Source organism: Azospirillum sp. P4_B5, from assembly GCF_056402275.1.
In genome coordinates, this window is record NZ_JBFUHT010000002.1 from 95,835 (window position 1) to 112,118 (window position 16,284).

The window sequence follows — 16,284 nt, forward strand, 5'->3', positions numbered from 1 at the left end:
CTTCTCGCGCGGTCAGCCCTTCAGCGCGTCCTCGTCGCCGATCAGCCGGTGGGCGATGGCGACGGTGATCAGGCCGGCGAGCAGGAGGCCGTACTGCCACAGGCTGGACCAGTCGCCGGTCTGCACGTCGCCCGCCACCGCCTGGACCGGGCGCACGATCAGTTGCCGCAGCAGCGTGATCATCGCCACCTCCAGAAAGACCCGCAGGTGGAAGCGGTTGGTCCGCACGTAATCGACCTCCGCGGAGATCAGCGCGGACAGGGTCCAGACGATGAACAGCACGCCGAGCGCGTGCAGGAAGCCGTGCGCCAGCTGGTCCTTCTGAAAAGCCGCCCAGGCTTCCACGAAGAATTCCCAGACCACCATGGCGCTCGCCGCGACCAGGGCGATGGCCAGGACGACGTGCAGCAGCCCGTTGAAGGACTTCAGGGCGCGGATCAGTCCCTGTTCGAGAAGCGAGTTGGGGGCGGTGCGGGGGTGCGATTGCAGCATCGGGGCGGGTCGCAAGGTCGAGGGGTGCGGGAAGATAGAAGCCCAACCCACCGGACGCCCCCGCCGTTTTGCCATTGCCGCCATGGGGAAAACGCAAGCATTGCAGATCAGCGTCAAGTCGCCGCATCAATGGTCCCGGCTTTGCAGGTGGAAAAAGGCACCGGCCATTGAACTCCGGCCCTGATTTCGTCTAGGGTCGCCGCGGTCCCTCCGGCTTCGTTCCTTCGAGGGTTTCCCCCAGGAGTGAATGGATGCGCGAAACCACCCCCATCACGGTCGCCCGCGGCGACGGCATCGGTCCGGAGATCACCGACGCGGTGCTTCACGTGATGGAGGCCGCCGGCGCCCGCCTGAAGGTGGAGGAGGTGCCGGCGGGCGAGCAGGTCTACCGCCGTGGCCATCTGGGCGGGCTGGACGCCGCCGGCTGGGGGTCGATCCGCCGCACCCGCGTCTTCCTGAAGGGGCCGATCACCACGCCCCAGGGCTACGGCAACAAGTCGCTGAACGTCACCGCGCGCACCACGCTGGGGCTGTTCGCCAACGTGCGGCCCTGTGTGTCGCACCATCCCTATGTCCGCACCCGGCACCCGCGCATGGATGTGGTCATCATCCGCGAGAACGAGGAGGACCTCTACGCCGGGATCGAGCACCGCCAGACCGACGAGGTGATCCAGTCGGTCAAGCTGATCTCCCGGCCGGGGTCGGAGCGCATCGTGCGCTACGCCTTCGACTACGCCCGCGCCAACCACCGGCGCAAGGTGACGGCCTTCGTCAAGGACAACGTCATGAAGATGACGGACGGGCTGTTCCTGAAGATCTTCAACGAGATCGCCGCCGAATTTCCGGAGATCAAGGCCGACCACCTGATCGTCGACATCGGCGCCGCCCGTCTGGCCGACCAGCCGGAGCGCTTCGACGTGATCGTGACGCTGAACCTCTACGGCGACATCGTGTCGGACATCGCCGCCCAGATCACCGGCTCGGTCGGGCTGGCCGGCTCCGCCAACATCGGCGACGCCTGCGCCATGTTCGAGGCGATCCACGGCTCGGCTCCGATGATCGCGGGGCAGGGCATCGCCAACCCGTCGGGCCTGCTGATGGCCGCGGTGATGATGCTGGCCCATATCGGGCAGGGCGACGTGGCGGCGCGCATTCACAACGCCTGGCTCAAGACCATCGAGGACGGCGTTCATACCGTGGACATCTTCAACCGCGGGGTCAGCCGCCGGCGCGTCGGCACCCACGCCTTCGCCGACGCGGTGGTGGAGCGGCTGGGCCAGATGCCGGTGACTCTGCCCACCGTCGGCTACGCCATCACCGCGCGGCCCGCCTATGAGTCCGGGGTGCGGCTGTCGCCCCGGCGCAAGGCGGTGAAGGAGCTGGTGGGGGTGGACGTGTTCCTGCACTGGCCGGGCGGCAACCCGGACGAGCTGGCCGGGCTGGTCCTGCCGGTGGCCACCCCGGCGCTGCGGCTGTCCAGCATCTCCAACCGCTCGCAGAAGGTCTGGCCGGAGGGCAACATCGGCGTCTTCTGCACCGACCACTGGCGCTGCCGCTTCCTGGCGCCGGAGGGCGTGGCGGTCGGCCACCCCGACATCGTCGAGCTTCTGTCGGGTCTTGCCCGCGCCGGTCTGGATTTCACCCAGACCGAGAACCTGTGCAACTTCGACGGCAAGTCCGGCTTCTCGGCAACGTAAGTTGCGAAACCGGGGAATAATCGTCCCCGGCCGGGCGTCCAGACGGGCAGGACATCCTTCCAAGGGGAGCGCCGCCGCATGCCTCTGCCAAAGCCGCCTCCCGATCCCCCGCCAGCCGACGGCCCGCGAGCCAACTCCCCGGTGGACGAGCGGGCCATCGCCGCGCAGGTGCCGCGGCTGCGCCGTTACGCAGCCGCGCTGGCCGGCAACCTGTCCGATGCCGACGACCTCGTGCAGGACTGCATCGAGAAGGCCTTGGCCAACCGGCACACGCTGCGGGACGTCACCCGGCTCGGCGGCTGGCTGCTGTCGATCCTGCACAACCTGCATGTCTCCGGCCTGCGCTGGCGCCGCCGCCGTGGACCGGAGGTGCCGGTGGAGGATCTCGCCAACGATCTGGCGCTCAGCGCCGCCCCCGCCGACCGGGTGGAGGTGCGGGATTTCGTGCGCGCCTTCAACCAGCTGTCGGAGGAGCATCGGGCCGTGCTTCTGCTGACCGGGCTGGAAGGGCTGTCCTACCGCGAGGCAGCCGAGGTGCTGGGGGTTCCGGTGGGAACCGTCATGTCGCGGCTGGCCCGTGCCCGGGAACGGCTGCGCGTCCTGCTGGACGGCGGGATGGAGCAGGCGGTGAGGAGGATCAAGTGATGGACACCGAACCGGACGCCCCTGTGACCGAGGCCGATCTGCACGCCTGGATGGATGGTGAATTGCCGGAGGAACGGCGCGGCGAGGTCGAGCGTCATCTCGCGGGCAACCCCGATCTGGCCCGCCGCTTCGAACGCTACCGCGCCCAGCGGGCGATGCTCCAAGGGACCTTCGGCCCGCTGATCGATCGCCCCTTGCCGGCGGCCCTGGTCCCGCCCTACGGACGCGCAGCCGGTCGGCCGGCGACGCGTCCGCGCCGGTCGTTCCGGGCGCTGGCCGCCGCGGCTGTTCTGCTGGTTTTCGTCGCCGGCGGGGCGGGGGGCTGGTGGTTGCGCGGCTGGTCGGGCGGGGTGGGCGGCGGAGGCACCGCCTTCGTCGCCGACGCCGTGGCCGCGCATCGCGTCTTCGCGGTGGAGGTCCGTCATCCCGTGGAGGTCGGGGCCGACCAGGAGGCGCATCTCGTGGGCTGGCTGTCCAAGCGCCTGGGCAAACCCCTGCGGGCGCCGCGGCTGGCCGGCAAGGGCTATGATCTGGTGGGCGGCCGGCTGCTGTCCGACGCGCGGGGGCCGGCGGCCCAGCTCATGTACCAGGATGCGGCGGGTCGCCGCATCACCCTCTACATCCGTCCGGCCTCCGACGCGCCGGACACCTCCTTCCGGTTTGCCCAGGACGGCAACGTCCAGGCTTTCTACTGGCGGGACAACGGTTTGGCGTGGGCGGTAACGGGTGACCTCGACCGAGTGACCCTTTCGGCCATAGCCGAGGAGGTGTACGGCGCGTTGAACTCATAACACCCACAGACTTATGCACAGGAATGTTGCGCAAGCCCCCTATCCCTCTATCCGGCCATCTGGTAGGTTGGCCGGCGTTGGGCACAAAATATTGCGCCTTATGGAAAACGGCCGTCTGGTCGGAAGGTATATTGGTTAACCAAGTCACCGGTTACCGGACCACGGGAGACAGGGGATGAGTTGGACGGACGAACGGGTTCAGCAGCTTAAGGACCTCTGGGCCCAAGGGCTGAGCGCGAGTGAAATCGCGGACATCCTGGGCGACATCACCCGCAACGCGGTGATCGGGAAGGCGCACCGCCTCGGCTTGTCGGGACGCCCGTCGCCGATCAAGAAGAAGCCGACCCGCGGTGCGACGATCCTCGCTTTGACCGAGCGCATGTGCAAATGGCCGGTCGGCGATCCGAAGCACCAGGATTTCCATTTCTGCGGCAAGCCCTCGCTGCCCGGCCTGCCGTACTGCGCCGAGCACGCGGCGGTGGCCTACCAGCCGGCATCCTCCGGCAAGAAGCGCGACGAGGACCGCAACACCGGCGACCGCAACGTCGGCGCCGCCTAGACTCCGCCGGATTTCCGGATTTCGGGCGCTCTTCACGCGGGCGCCCGGCCGACACGGCGACTGGATCGGTGGCCGTCAGATCGGTGCCGATCAAATGGGCGCCGATCAAAGGGGGGCGGAGGTGATCGCCCACCAGCTTCCGGCGATCAGCATCGCCGAGACACCCGCCGCCGCCACGCCCAGACCCAGACCGGCGGCGACCGCCAGACCGTCCTTCACGATCAGCCCCAGCGCGATCACCAGCACCGCCAGACCGGGCAGGGTGTTGCCGAACGGGATGGGCAGGGCGATCAGAACGCCCATCACCAGCACGAAGAGGCCCAGCGGCCGTAGCACACCCCGGTGAGTCAGCGACGGCCAGCGCGTGCGCAGCCGGGCCTCCAGCCGCTCGACCAGCGGCGTTCCCTTCTCCACGATCTTTTCAAGCGTGCCGCGCGCCACGCGGCGGCGCCCGATCCAGCCCGGAACCTCCAGCCGGTCGCGGCCCACGATCATCTGAATCGCCACCAGCGCCAGAACCGTGCCGAAAATCATTCCCGCCGGCAGCCCCGGCGTCGGAACCACGGCGGGGATCGCCAGCGCCAGCAGCAGAAAGCCCGGCGCGCGGTCGCCGAGATGGCCCAGGACCTCCCCCAGCGACGGCTTGTCGCCGGTGATCCGCCCGTGCAGCCGTTTCAGCAGCGCGGACGCCCGTGCCGGGTCCTTCGTGTCCATGACCTGTCCCAACTCCCTGTTCCATCGTCGCCGCGTGCATGTGGTGGCGCGACGGCTCACAGGGAAGGGGGAGAGGGACGAGGCGTGGGGGTCAGTACTCCTCGACCTCGTGCTTCAACTGCACCAGACGGCCGCTCAGCAGCGACAACATCAGCTGCACCAGCATCTCGTGGACGATCAACGTATGGTGGTTGCCGCTGTCCTGCATGTGCTGGCGCAGCGCCTCGCGCACCTTTGGGACGCCGGTCACGTCGATCAGCACGTCCACCGCCTCGCCGAACCGGGCGAGGTCCATGAAGTCGGTCGTGGTGGCGACGCCGCGCTCGCGGGCGAGCCGTATGCCGGGCGCCTCGGCGTCCAGGTCGGCGACGCCGAGAATCTCGACGAAGGGAGCGTCCAGAAGCTGCGTCAGCAGGGGCGTTCCGGTTTCGCCGGCGCCGATCACGGCGATGCGGAAGATGTCCTTGGCCATGGGAAAGTCTCGAATTCCGGTTCGTCAGGTCTACGTCGCCATTGAGGCCACGCGGGCAAGAAAAAAGCGGGGAGCTGAAACTCCCCGCCGCAACCTTACATCGACCGGGCGTCCCGTTTGACCGGGACGCGTCGTCGCACCTGACGCGGAACGCGCGTTACGCCCAGGCGGCCATCTTCTTCTGCAGGTTCTCGTCCAGCTTGTCGAGGAACTGCTTGGTGGTCAGCCAGGGCTGATCCGGACCGATGAGGATCGCCAGATCCTTGGTCATGAAGCCCGACTCGACGGTCTCGACGCAGACGCGCTCCAGCGTCTCGGCGAACTTCACGACGTCCGGCGTGTTGTCGAACTTGCCGCGGTAGGCGAGGCCCTGCGTCCAGGCATAGATCGAGGCGATCGGGTTGGTGGAGGTCTCCTTGCCCTTCTGGTGCTCGCGGTAATGGCGGGTCACCGTGCCGTGAGCGGCCTCCGCCTCGACGGTCTTGCCGTCCGGCGTGATCAGCACCGAGGTCATCAGGCCCAGCGAGCCGAAGCCCTGCGCCACGATGTCCGACTGCACATCGCCGTCGTAGTTCTTGCAGGCCCACACGAAGCCGCCTTCCCACTTCAGGGCCGACGCCACCATGTCGTCGATCAGGCGGTGCTCGTAGACGAGGCCCTTGGCCTTGAACTGGGCGGCGTAATGCTCGTCGAACACCTTCTGGAAGATGTCCTTGAAGCGCCCGTCATAGGCCTTGAGGATCGTGTTCTTGGTGGACAGATAGACCGGGTAGCCGCGCTCCAGGCCGTACATGAAGCTGGAGTGGGCGAAGCCCTCGATCGACTCGTCCAGGTTGTACATGCCCATGGCGACGCCGGAGGCGGGGAAATCATACACCTCGTGCTCGATCGGCTCGCCGCCGCCTTCCGGCACCCACTTGATCGTCAGCTTGCCCTTGCCGGGAACGACGAAGTCGGTGGCCTTGTACTGGTCGCCGAAGGCGTGGCGGCCGATGATGATCGGCTTGGTCCAGCCCGGAACGTAGCGCGGAACGTTGGAGCAGACGATCGGCTCGCGGAAGACGGTGCCGCCCAGGATGTTGCGGATCGTGCCGTTCGGCGACTTCCACATCTTCTTGAGATTGAACTCCGTCACCCGCGCCTCGTCCGGGGTGATGGTCGCGCACTTGACGCCGACGCCGTACTGCTTGATCGCGTTGGCGGACTCGACCGTCACCCGGTCGTCGGTCTTGTCGCGGTTCTCGACGCTGAGATCGTAGTATTTCAGGTCGATGTCGAGATACGGCAGGATCAGCTTGTCCTTGATGAACTGCCAGATGATGCGCGTCATCTCGTCGCCGTCGAGTTCGACGACCGGATTGGCTACCTTGATCTTCGTCATGGGTGCGAGTTCTCCCCGAACGGGTAGGGGTTGTCTTATGCTTGGACGCCGGGCGCGCTGTGCGAGGGCACGGGCCGGGGCGTCCATCCGAAGACGGGCCCCGGTTCCCCGGACGGAAACGGATGGCGGTTATATAGCACCGGGGCACCGCCGAAAGAAAGGACCGCGGGGCATCAAAACAGACGATATCGCGCTGAAAACGGCGCGATTTGCGCGATCTGGTCCTACCACTTGGCCTTTTCAGAGCTTTTGTGTGGGAATCTTCAACGCGGGCTCCGGTTCATAGGCCAGCGCGGCGAACACGTCGTCCACGTCATCGACGACGGTGTACAGCGCGCGGTGCGCCGGCTGGGTGAAACCCTGCGCCACCGTATGGTCGATCAGGCCGAACAGCGGACGCCAATAACCGTCGACATCCACGATCACCACCGGCTTGTCGTGCAGGCCCAGCTGCTTCCAGGTCAGGATCTCGAACGCCTCGTCCAGCGTGCCGAGACCGCCGGGCAGCACCACGAAGGCGTCGGCCCGGTCCACCATCATGCGCTTGCGGCTGTGCATGCTGTCGACGACGAGCAGTTCGGTCAGGCCGGTGTGCTCGATCTCGGCGGACTGGATGTGTTCCGGGATGATGCCGATGACCTGCCCCCCGGCGGCGAGTGCGGCGTCGGCGGCGATGCCCATCAGCCCGACGCGCCCGCCGCCGTAGATCAGCTGGATGCCGCGCCGCGCCAGCCCGTCGCCCAACATATGGGCGGCCTCCTTGTGGACAGCGGCGACGCGGCTGGATGAGCCGCAATAGACGCAGACGGAATTCGGGGCTCTCATCGCTCACCCTTTCTCGCCGGTTGGGTACACGTTCCGGTGACTGTTCCGGTGCGCCCGGCGGGGTCACCTAATGCAAGGGAATAGCAAAGCCGGGGCGGCGTCTACCCGGACATCGGACTTCAGCCCATCGGGAGGAATCATTATGGATTCGCGCGTCGTCAACGCCCTGGCCGCCATTTCGGTGGCCACGTTCCTGTTCCTCGGCTTTGGCGGGGGCTTCGGCGGCGGGATCGGCTTTCTGACCGGCGGGGGCAAGGCGAACGCGGGCGGCGCCACGACGGCTCAGGCCATGGAAACCAGCGTTTCCTCAGCGGACCTTTCCTCCAGCCGCCATTCCGAGACGGTCGCCAAGCTGGAGAAGTGAACCGGGAGGCGTGAGCATGGGGCCCACCCGGCGGCGCGAAGGCGGTGCGCCGGTCCCGATGCGGTTATGCGTCTGCTCCATCGGCGGTGTTCAGTTCCACTGCCGCAATCTGCTATCCTGCCGCAAGCCGGCGTGTCCGCCGGCAATGATGCGGCGGTGCTCCGGTGAAGCAAGCTCTCCTGTTCGGCGGTGCGGCGACGGTCGCCGCGGCCGCCGTGGTCTCGTATCTGGCCTTCGATCCGGCGCCCGCGCCGGGCTCCCGCGCCGGAACGGCCGGTTCCGGAACAACCGTCGCGCTGGGCAGCGTGTCCCCGGCCAAGCCTCCGGCCAACACGCCCGCCCCGGCGAAGGCCGCGGAGGAGCCCGCCGGTCCGCGCTTTGACATCGTGCGCGTCGCCCCGGACGGCGCCACCGTGATGGCCGGGCGCGCCACGCCGGGCTCGTCGGTGACCGTTCATGACGGGGAGCGCGCGCTCGGTTCCGTCAACGCCGACGCGCGCGGCGAATGGGTCCTTCTTCCCGATCAGCCGCTGGCCCCCGGCGCCCGCGAACTGAGCCTGTCGGAAAAGGCGACTCCCGCCGCCGAGCCGACCCCGTCGGAGCGCGTCGTGGTGGTCGTGGTGCCCGACCCGCCGCCCGCCACCGGTGGAGCGTCTTCGGAAGCGCCGACAGGTCCGCTGGCCGGTCCGTTGGCCGTCGCCATGCCGCGCGATGGGCTGGGCGATGGGCAGGGGGGCAGCACCGTCCTGCAGGCGCCGAAGGGACCCGCCGCCCCGGCGACCCGTGGCGTGGCGGCCCCGCCGCCGCCGGGGGGCGTGTCGCTGGAAAGCATGGATTACGACGCCTCGGGTCGGGTCGCCATGGGCGGCCGGGCGCAGCCGGGAAGCGCCGTGCAGCTCTATCTCGACAATCTTCTGGTCGGCAGCGCCCACACCGACCCGAACGGTCAATGGCGCCTGCGCCCGGAGCGCGCCGTGCCGCCGGGCGTCTACACCCTGCGCGCCGATCAGGTCACCGACTCGGGCAAGGTCACCGCCCGCGTCGAGCTGCCGGTTCAGGTGTCGGAGGTTCCGGCCAACCTGCCGGACGGCCGATCGATGGTCGTCCAGCCCGGCAACAGCCTGTGGCGGATCGCCCGCTCCACCTACGGGCGCGGCGTGCAGTACACGATGATCTACGAGGCCAACCGCGGCCAGATCCGCGACCCGGACCTGATCTATCCCGGCCAGATCTTCGCGCTGCCGGTCTCGAACTGAAATTTTCCCGAACCGGGCCTTACAGGTAAGGGGCGAGCAGGCGCAGGAAGGGGCGCGCCTGCTGGAGCGCGACCACCGTCTGGTGGATCAGATCCTCCGGCGTCGCCTGTCCCTCATACTCCGCCTCGGAGAAGAGCAGGATCTTCTGGCCCTCCTGGACGAGGAAGCGGGTGCCCCGGCGGTCCTGGATGCCGCGCAGGATCGCCAGGAGCTGGCGCCGCCGCTCCGGCGACTGGGCGGTGTAGGGGATGTGGCCGATCTCCGCCCACACCTGCGAACGCGATTTTTCCCCGTCGAAGCCGACGGCGATGCTGAAGGGCAGCCCGTCGGCCATGAAGTGCAGCCGCGCCGGGCGCGGCGGCTGGGCGATGCCCAGGACGCCTTCGGGGGTCATCACGAAGGTGTCTGGGCTGAAGGGCAGGGCGGTCTGCGAGACCTGCGCGAGCGACGGCATGGCCTGAAGGCGGGCGGCGGGAACGGACACGGTGGCTCGCTCATTCCTGTGGTGTCGGTGGCGTCACTCTCCACCTTCCCTGCTAAAATTCTGTAAAGGGCGGGGGATGCTGTCTAGAATGCGCCGCTCCAACGATCCGAGGCTGAAGTAACCGGCGATGTCCGCCCTCAATACCGTAGTCGTTCCGATCCACCGCGCCGGCTGGCCCTTCATCGCCGCCTTCGCCGTGGTCTCCCTGATTCTCGGGCTTGCCGTGGCGAAGCCGCTGGGCTGGCTGGGTCTCGTGCTCACCCTGTGGTGCGTGTATTTCTTCCGCGATCCCGATCGCGTGACGCCGACGCGCCCCGGCCTGCTGGTCAGCCCCGCCGACGGGCGCGTGACCATGATCGTTCCCGCGGTTCCGCCGCCGGAGCTTGGCATGGGCGACAAGCCGCTGACCCGTGTCAGCATCTTCCTCAACGTCTTCAACGTGCACGTCAACCGCGTGCCGGCGGACGGCACGGTGGTGGCGGCGGAGTATCACAAGGGCACCTTCGTGAACGCCGCGCTGGACAAGGCCAGCGAGGAGAACGAACGCGCTGCCTTCCGCCACCGTCTTCCCGACGGGCGTGAGATTGCCTATGTGCAGATCGCCGGCCTCGTCGCCCGCCGCATCCTCTACTGGGTGAAGGCCGGCCAGGAGGTCAAGGCGGGCGAGCGGTTCGGCCTGATCCGATTCGGCAGCCGCACCGACGTCTATCTGCCTGACGGCGTGGTCCCGCTGGTCTGCGTCGGGCAGACGGCGATCGGCGGCGAGACCGTTCTGGCCGACCTGGCCGCCACCGAACCGCAACGGCAGGGGGATGTCCGCCGATGAAGCGTCCGGTCTTCAAGCCGGCAGTGTTCCGCAAGCGCCGGGCGCGCCGCCCGCATCCGCGGCTGAAGGGGTTGTCGATCAACCATCTTCTTCCCAACGTGCTGACGGTGCTGGCGCTGTGCTCCGGCCTGACGGCCATCCGCTTCGCCATGCACGAGCGGTGGGAGCAGGCGGTCGTCTGCATCGTCATCGCGGCGATCCTCGACGCGCTGGACGGGCGGATCGCCCGCCTGCTGAACGGGCAGAGCAAGTTCGGCGCGGAGCTGGACAGCCTGTCCGACGTCATCAGCTTCGGCGTGGCCCCCGCCTTCCTGATGTATCTGTGGGCGCTGAACGGCGCCGGCAGCCTGGGCTGGATCGCCGCCATGGCCTACGCGGTCTGCGCGGCGCTGCGGCTGGCCCGCTTCAACTCCCGCCTGGACGTCGACCTGCCGCCCTGGGCCTTCAACTACTTCACCGGGGTTCCCGCCCCGGCGGGAGCCGGTCTGGCCGTCCTTCCCATGGTCATCGGCTTCGAGGCCGGTCCGGACATCGCCGGCCATCCGGCCGTCGTGGTACCCTGGACGCTGGCGATGGGCGGGTTGATGGTCAGCACGCTGCCGACCTTTTCCTTCAAGGGCATGCGGGTGCCGACCCAGTATGTGGTGCCGGGTCTGGTCGGCGTCGGCCTGCTCGCCGCCTCGCTGGTCAGCCAGCCCTGGTGGACGCTGGCGTTCCTCGGGCTGGCCTATCTGGCGAGCCTGCCTTTCTCGGTGGCGCAGTTCCGCAAGCTGCAGCAGGCCGCCCAGATGATGAAGGAGACGGAGGAGACTCCGGTTGAGGAGGCCGTGGTTTCCGCGCCGGAAACGCCGTCTTCGCAGGAAACCACGAAGACGGCCAACGACTGAACGGCGTGCCCGCCGTTGCCGTCACTCGGCGGCGGCGGGCAGGTCCAGCGGCACGGTCCGTTCGGTCACGACGACCGCGAGCACCATCGGGATCTGCCGTAGGCAATTGCCGACATGGCTCGACTCCGCGGCGACCATGCCGGTCATTTCGACCTCCACGGTCAGCGTCTCGCCCAGCAGGCGGCTGTTCAGCGACAGGGGGACGAGGCCGCGCTTGGCGAACAGCTCCAGCACGCGGGGCAGGGTGCCGGGATCGGCATCGGCCTGCACGGCGAAGCGGACGAGACGGTTCGGATCGGTCGGACGGGATTCGGCGGCGGGCGCCGCCAGCGTGACGGTGGACAGCGTGACGGTGGACATGGATCGCTCTTACCTTGGTCTTGAGTCGATGAGTGCAGGTTCAGACCTGCAGACGCGCGAAAACCCCGGCTCTCACAGGAGAACCGGGCTGCTAATTCGCAGACCCAGGGTAAGGTGACGGTCCATCATGGCCGCCAGGATAGGGCGATGGGCGGCCATGGTCAATGGAGTCGGCATGCGATAAACCCTCTCCCCCCTGGGGAGAGGGCTGGGTGAGAGGGACTCACGCCCGGCAGGGCGGGGGAAATCTTCGCCCCGCGTCGTGGATCGCCTTCGGCGCCCCCTCATCCTGACCTTCTCCCCAGAGGGGAGAAGGGAACGGCGCCGTGTGGAAGATTATCTAGGGATATTCAACAGGACACGCGAAGCCATGAACGACAACGGCATCCACATCCGCCCGGCCGAGCCGGACGACGCGCCGGACTTGGCGCGGCTCATCGACATGGCCGGGGGCGGCGTCTACGAGTTCCTGCTCGACGGGCTGGTGCCTGGCCAGACGGCGGCGGAGATGCTGGTGCCGGGCCTGGCGGGCTCCTCGGGGTCCTTCTCCCACCGCCACTCGGGCGTGGCGGAGGTGGCGGGGCGGATCGTCGGGGTCGCCCATGCCTATCCCGTGGACTGGATCAAGACCCAGGACTACAGCGGACTGCCGGTCGACCGGCTGGCCCATATGGAGGACTTCAACCGGGTGCACGACTGGGGCAGCTACTTCCTGTCGGCGCTGGCCGTCGATCCGGCGTGGCGCCGCCGCGGCATCGCCTCCCAGCTTCTCGCCTGGGTCTACGAACGGGCACGCCGCGGCCGGTTCGACCGGGTGACGCTGCATGTCTGGGCCGACAACGCCGACGCCCGCCAACTCTATGCCAAGGAAGGCTTCGCCGAGATCGGCCGCGCCGACATCCCCTGGCACGAGCGGCTGCCGCACCAGGGGGGAAGCGTGCTGCTCCGGCGCCCGGTCTAATCAGCGGTCCAGTTACTTCGCTGCCTTCAGCTGGTCGCGGGTCAGCCAGAAGACCTCGCCGAAGCTGTTGGCGGTCTCCACCCAGAAGAAGTCGAGGTCCGGATACTCGGCCTCCAGGATCTCGCGGCCGGTGCCGAACTCGCAGAGCAGGCCGCCTTCCGGCGTCAGGTGCTTGGGCGCCTCCTTGAGGATGCGGCGCACGATGTCCAGCCCGTCCTCGCCCGACGCCAGGGCCATTTCCGGCTCGTGGCGGAATTCCGGCGGCAGGGCGGCCATCGCCTCGGCGTCCACATAGGGTGGGTTGGTGATGATGACGTCGTACTTGCGGTTCTTCAGCGGCGCGAACAGGTCGCCGTGGTGCAGGGCGATGCGGTCCTCGAACCCGCTGTCGGCGACGTTGCGCTTGGCCACCTCCAGCGCGTCGGCGGACAGGTCCACCGCGTCCACCTGGGCCTCCGGGAAGATCTGCGCGGCCAGGATGGCGAGGCAGCCGGAGCCGGTGCAGAGGTCGAGCACCCGCTCGACCTCCGTCGGGTCCTCGACCAGCGTGAAGTCGTCGCCGCCGATCAGGTCGGAGAACAGGATCTCCCCGATGTAGGAGCGCGGGACGATCACCCGCTCGTCCACATAGAAGGGGATGCCCTGGATGTAGGCCTTGTTCAGCAGGTAGGAGGCCGGCTTGCGCGTCTCGACGCGGGCGTGCAGCAGGTCGGCGATCTTGCGGCGCTCCGCCAGGGTCAGTCGGGCGTCCACATAGGGGTCGAGCTGGTCGATCGGCAGGCTCAGCCCTTCCAGCACCATGAACACCGCCTCGTCATGGGCGTTGGTGGTGCCGTGGCCGTAGTCCAGATCGGCTTCGTTGAAGCGGCTGACGCCGTAGCGGATCAGGTCGCGGATGGTGCGCAGCTCGGTCGCCGCGTCGGCGGGGGTGAGGTCCAGGGAGGGCTTGGTCACTTACAGGATCTCCAGAACGCTTTCCGGCGGACGGCCCACGCGGGCCTTGTCGCCCGAGACGACGATGGGCCGCTCGATGGCGGCGGGGTTGGCGGACAATGCGTCGATCAGGGCGTCGCCGTCGAGATCCTTGGCGATCCCGGCCTCCGCCGCCTCCTTGGCGCGCAGGATGTCGCGGGGATCTTTGCCCAGCTTGCCCAGGATGGCCTTCAGCTCGGCCGGGCCGGGCGGGGTTTTCAGATACTCCACGACGGTGGGCTCGACGCCCCTGGACCTCAGAAGCTCCAGCGTCTGGCGCGACTTGGTGCAGCGCGGGTTGTGGTAGATGGTGACGTCGCTCATCCCGGTGTTTCCCTCGCTCTTCCCAGCCATGACTTTGCCTGTGGCACGAATACACCCGCCCCGCGCGCGGCGCCAACCCGCCATGCGGAATGGCGGCGGCAACGCAACATCCCTCGCGTGACAAGGCTGGCGCTTGGCATTACCTTGCGCGCTCGCATTATTGGCGGCCCGCCGCGCGCGGGGCCATTCATTTCGACGGATGCCGGCCGTGACGAAGCTCTCGCTCTCCAAGGACAAGATCAACATCCTGCTGCTCGAAGGCGTTCACGACAACGCCATCAACGAGCTGGCGCATGGCGGCTACGCCACCGTGGAGCGTCTGCCGCACGCGCTGGACGAGGCGGAGCTGCTGGAGCGCATCGGGTCCGTCCACATGCTGGGCATCCGCTCGCGCACCCAATTGACCGGCAAGGTGCTGGAGGCCGCGACCCGCCTGTTCAGCGTCGGCTGCTTCTGCATCGGCACGAATCAGGTCGATCTGAAGGCCGCCCGCCGACTCGGCATCCCGGTCTTCAACGCGCCCTATTCGAACACCCGGTCGGTGGCGGAGCTGGTGATCGGCGAGGTCATCATGCTGATGCGCGGCATCTTCTCGAAGTCGAACCTCGTGCACGGCGGCGGCTGGATGAAGTCGGCCAAGGACAGCTACGAGATCCGCGGCAAGACGCTGGGCATCGTCGGCTACGGCCACATCGGTACACAGGTGTCGATCATGGCCGAATCGATGGGCATGAAGGTCCGCTACTACGACGTCGTGAACAAGCTGGCGCTCGGCAACGCGCAGCCCTGCCACTCGCTGGAGGAGCTGTTGGCGGTGTCCGACGTGGTGACCCTGCACGTCCCCGACACGCCGCAGACCCGCGACATGATCGGCGAGGCGCAGATCCGCGCCATGAAGAAGGGCGCCCACCTGATCAACGCCGCCCGCGGCAAGGTCGTGGTGATCGAGGCGCTGGCCGCCGCCCTGAGGGACAAGCATCTGCTGGGTGCGGCCATCGACGTGTTCCCCAAGGAGCCGGGCGGCGACAAGGAGGTGTTCGAGAGCGCGCTGCGCGGGCTCGACAACGTCATCCTGACCCCGCACATCGGCGGCTCGACGATGGAGGCGCAGGCCAACATCGGCACCGAGGTGTCGCAGAAGCTGATCGAGTATTCGGACAACGGCTCGACCATGGGCGCCGTGAACTTCCCGCAGGTCGGCCTGCCGGTGGTCCACGCCGGCAGCACCCGCTTCCTGCACGTCCACGAGAACCGTCCGGGCGTGCTGCGCAAGATCAACGAGGTGTTCTCGGGCCGCGACCTGAACATCGCCGCTCAGTATCTCCAGACCGACCCGGAGCTGGGCTACGTCGTGGTGGATGTCGACGGCGACGTGGAGGAGAACGAGGTGGCGAGCGACCTGCGCGCCATCGAAGGCACGCTGAAGGCCCGCTTCCTCTATCCGGGCAAGCGCTGAGGTCCGGCGTTGCGGCCCTTGCCGTCGGCGGGGGCCGCACCGACATAGGCGGAATGACCCTCCGCCCAACTCGACCGCGCCTGCGCGCCGGCCTCCTGATGCTCCTGTGCCTGGGTGGAGGAGGGCTCGGCTTTTCAGCGCCCGCCGCCGCGCAAACCGCGACGGCCCAGGGCGGGGTCGCCGCCTGTCCGGACTTCGCGCCGGCCCGCGTGGTCCTCGACCTGCAAATCGCCCCGCTGCGCACCGACTACAGTCAATCCATCCGGCAGCTGGCTCAGAAGCCGGGGCGGCGGCCCATCGCGGGGCGGATCGCCAACTCTCACACGCTGGGGCTGGCGGCCATCCAGTACAATCAGCAATGGCAGGCCGGCGTCATGACGGCGTCGCTGGGGCAGGGTCGCTATTGCGGCGCGGCGCAGACTTTGACCGTCACCTTCGGCTACGACGAGCGGACCGTCTATGTGGCCCGCGAACTGCCGCAGGGCAGTTGCATCCATGGCGAGGTGCTGGCCCACGAGATGCGCCACGTCACGGTGGACGAGCAGCTTCTGCGCGAATATGTGCCGGTCCTGAAGCGCCGGTTGGAGGACGTGGTCGGCCGCGCCCGCCCCGCTCAGGGCCGCTCCGAGCGGCAGATCATGGCGGCCATCGAGCAGCCGATCAAGGCGGCGATGCGCCAGTTGATGGAGGAGTTCGGGCGTGAACGCAACGCGCGTCAGGCCCGCATCGACACCCCAGCCGAGTACGAGCGCATCAGCCAGTCCTGCAACGGCGAGATCAACCGCTACCTCGGGCGCGTCTGACCCACCGAGCGGCGT

General features: G+C 68.2%; 20 protein-coding genes. 11 read left to right on the forward strand and 9 right to left on the reverse strand.

Features of this window, described 5'->3' with window-relative positions; genetic code table 11:
- Positions 1–12 precede the first annotated feature (12 nt).
- Positions 13–492, reverse strand: a complete 480-nt coding sequence (locus AC1DVI_RS02065; RefSeq protein WP_476956559.1) for a phosphate-starvation-inducible PsiE family protein — start codon at positions 490–492, stop codon at positions 13–15.
- Positions 493–743: 251 nt separating this feature from the next.
- Between AC1DVI_RS02065 and AC1DVI_RS02070 the strand changes: the two genes are divergently transcribed.
- The 4 genes from AC1DVI_RS02070 to AC1DVI_RS02085 all read left to right on the forward strand — a co-directional run bounded on the left by AC1DVI_RS02070 (position 744) and on the right by AC1DVI_RS02085 (position 4,184).
- Positions 744–2,189 carry an NADP-dependent isocitrate dehydrogenase gene (locus AC1DVI_RS02070; RefSeq protein WP_476956560.1) on the forward strand — a complete coding sequence of 482 codons (1,446 nt, stop codon included), beginning with the start codon at positions 744–746 and terminating at the stop codon, positions 2,187–2,189.
- Between the two features lie 78 nt (positions 2,190–2,267).
- A complete protein-coding gene (locus AC1DVI_RS02075) occupies positions 2,268–2,834 on the forward strand; it encodes a sigma-70 family RNA polymerase sigma factor (RefSeq protein ID WP_476956561.1) in 567 nt (188 codons plus the stop codon).
- Positions 2,834–3,625, forward strand: a complete 792-nt coding sequence (locus AC1DVI_RS02080) for an anti-sigma factor family protein (protein ID WP_476956562.1) — start codon at positions 2,834–2,836, stop codon at positions 3,623–3,625. The genes AC1DVI_RS02075 and AC1DVI_RS02080 overlap by 1 nt, the downstream gene beginning before the upstream one ends.
- Before the next feature lie 175 nt (positions 3,626–3,800).
- Entirely contained in the window at positions 3,801–4,184 is a 384-nt protein-coding gene (locus AC1DVI_RS02085) for a GcrA family cell cycle regulator (protein WP_094302970.1), read from the forward strand.
- A gap of 105 nt (positions 4,185–4,289) precedes the next feature.
- Here the strand turns inward: AC1DVI_RS02085 and AC1DVI_RS02090 are convergent, their stop codons facing one another.
- The 4 genes from AC1DVI_RS02090 to AC1DVI_RS02105 all read right to left on the reverse strand — a co-directional run bounded on the left by AC1DVI_RS02090 (position 4,290) and on the right by AC1DVI_RS02105 (position 7,576).
- Positions 4,290–4,898, reverse strand: a complete 609-nt coding sequence (locus tag AC1DVI_RS02090; RefSeq protein ID WP_476956563.1) for an exopolysaccharide biosynthesis protein — start codon at positions 4,896–4,898, stop codon at positions 4,290–4,292.
- 91 nt (positions 4,899–4,989) lie between these two features.
- A complete protein-coding gene (locus AC1DVI_RS02095; protein ID WP_476956564.1) occupies positions 4,990–5,370 on the reverse strand; it encodes an oxidoreductase in 381 nt (126 codons plus the stop codon).
- Positions 5,371–5,527: 157 nt separating this feature from the next.
- Positions 5,528–6,751: an NADP-dependent isocitrate dehydrogenase gene (locus AC1DVI_RS02100; protein WP_454018712.1), complete on the reverse strand. Its 1,224-nt coding sequence runs from the start codon at positions 6,749–6,751 to the stop codon at positions 5,528–5,530.
- A 240-nt stretch (positions 6,752–6,991) separates the two neighbouring features.
- Positions 6,992–7,576, reverse strand: coding sequence for an LOG family protein (locus AC1DVI_RS02105; protein WP_476956565.1), 585 nt, complete (start codon positions 7,574–7,576; stop codon positions 6,992–6,994).
- Between the two features lie 142 nt (positions 7,577–7,718).
- Here AC1DVI_RS02105 and AC1DVI_RS02110 point away from each other — a divergent pair, with 142 nt between their 5' ends.
- Together AC1DVI_RS02110 and AC1DVI_RS02115 are read left to right on the forward strand one after the other, a co-directional pair.
- Complete coding sequence (locus tag AC1DVI_RS02110; RefSeq protein ID WP_476956566.1) at positions 7,719–7,940, forward strand: hypothetical protein; 222 nt, start codon at positions 7,719–7,721, stop codon at positions 7,938–7,940.
- A 164-nt stretch (positions 7,941–8,104) separates the two neighbouring features.
- Positions 8,105–9,196, forward strand: coding sequence for a LysM peptidoglycan-binding domain-containing protein (locus AC1DVI_RS02115; RefSeq protein WP_476956567.1), 1,092 nt, complete (start codon positions 8,105–8,107; stop codon positions 9,194–9,196).
- A 19-nt stretch (positions 9,197–9,215) separates the two neighbouring features.
- Here AC1DVI_RS02115 and AC1DVI_RS02120 read toward each other — a convergent pair whose 3' ends face one another.
- Positions 9,216–9,680 (reverse strand): hypothetical protein, encoded by a 465-nt coding sequence (locus AC1DVI_RS02120; protein ID WP_149163256.1) that lies wholly within the window; start codon positions 9,678–9,680, stop codon positions 9,216–9,218.
- 127 nt (positions 9,681–9,807) lie between these two features.
- Here AC1DVI_RS02120 and AC1DVI_RS02125 point away from each other — a divergent pair, with 127 nt between their 5' ends.
- A complete protein-coding gene (locus AC1DVI_RS02125) occupies positions 9,808–10,506 on the forward strand; it encodes a phosphatidylserine decarboxylase (protein ID WP_476956568.1) in 699 nt (232 codons plus the stop codon).
- Positions 10,503–11,393: a CDP-diacylglycerol--serine O-phosphatidyltransferase gene (pssA, locus tag AC1DVI_RS02130; protein ID WP_476956569.1), complete on the forward strand. Its 891-nt coding sequence runs from the start codon at positions 10,503–10,505 to the stop codon at positions 11,391–11,393. Before AC1DVI_RS02125 ends, pssA begins: the two co-directional genes overlap by 4 nt.
- A 21-nt stretch (positions 11,394–11,414) precedes the next feature.
- Here the strand turns inward: pssA and AC1DVI_RS02135 are convergent, their stop codons facing one another.
- Entirely contained in the window at positions 11,415–11,753 is a 339-nt protein-coding gene (locus tag AC1DVI_RS02135; RefSeq protein ID WP_476956570.1) for a hypothetical protein, read from the reverse strand.
- 370 nt (positions 11,754–12,123) lie between these two features.
- Between AC1DVI_RS02135 and AC1DVI_RS02140 the strand changes: the two genes are divergently transcribed.
- Positions 12,124–12,714: an N-acetyltransferase family protein gene (locus AC1DVI_RS02140; RefSeq protein WP_476956571.1), complete on the forward strand. Its 591-nt coding sequence runs from the start codon at positions 12,124–12,126 to the stop codon at positions 12,712–12,714.
- Positions 12,715–12,726: 12 nt separating this feature from the next.
- On the opposite strand, the gene prmB is transcribed toward AC1DVI_RS02140, so the two are convergent.
- Positions 12,727–13,668 (reverse strand): 50S ribosomal protein L3 N(5)-glutamine methyltransferase, encoded by a 942-nt coding sequence (gene prmB / locus AC1DVI_RS02145; RefSeq protein ID WP_476956572.1) that lies wholly within the window; start codon positions 13,666–13,668, stop codon positions 12,727–12,729.
- A complete protein-coding gene (arsC, locus tag AC1DVI_RS02150; protein WP_476956573.1) occupies positions 13,669–14,010 on the reverse strand; it encodes an arsenate reductase (glutaredoxin) in 342 nt (113 codons plus the stop codon).
- A gap of 208 nt (positions 14,011–14,218) precedes the next feature.
- On the opposite strand from arsC, the gene serA reads away from it, so the two are divergent.
- Positions 14,219–15,466: a phosphoglycerate dehydrogenase gene (serA, locus tag AC1DVI_RS02155; protein ID WP_476956574.1), complete on the forward strand. Its 1,248-nt coding sequence runs from the start codon at positions 14,219–14,221 to the stop codon at positions 15,464–15,466.
- Between the two features lie 53 nt (positions 15,467–15,519).
- Positions 15,520–16,269, forward strand: a complete 750-nt coding sequence (locus tag AC1DVI_RS02160) for a hypothetical protein (RefSeq protein ID WP_476956575.1) — start codon at positions 15,520–15,522, stop codon at positions 16,267–16,269.
- Positions 16,270–16,284 lie beyond the last annotated feature (15 nt).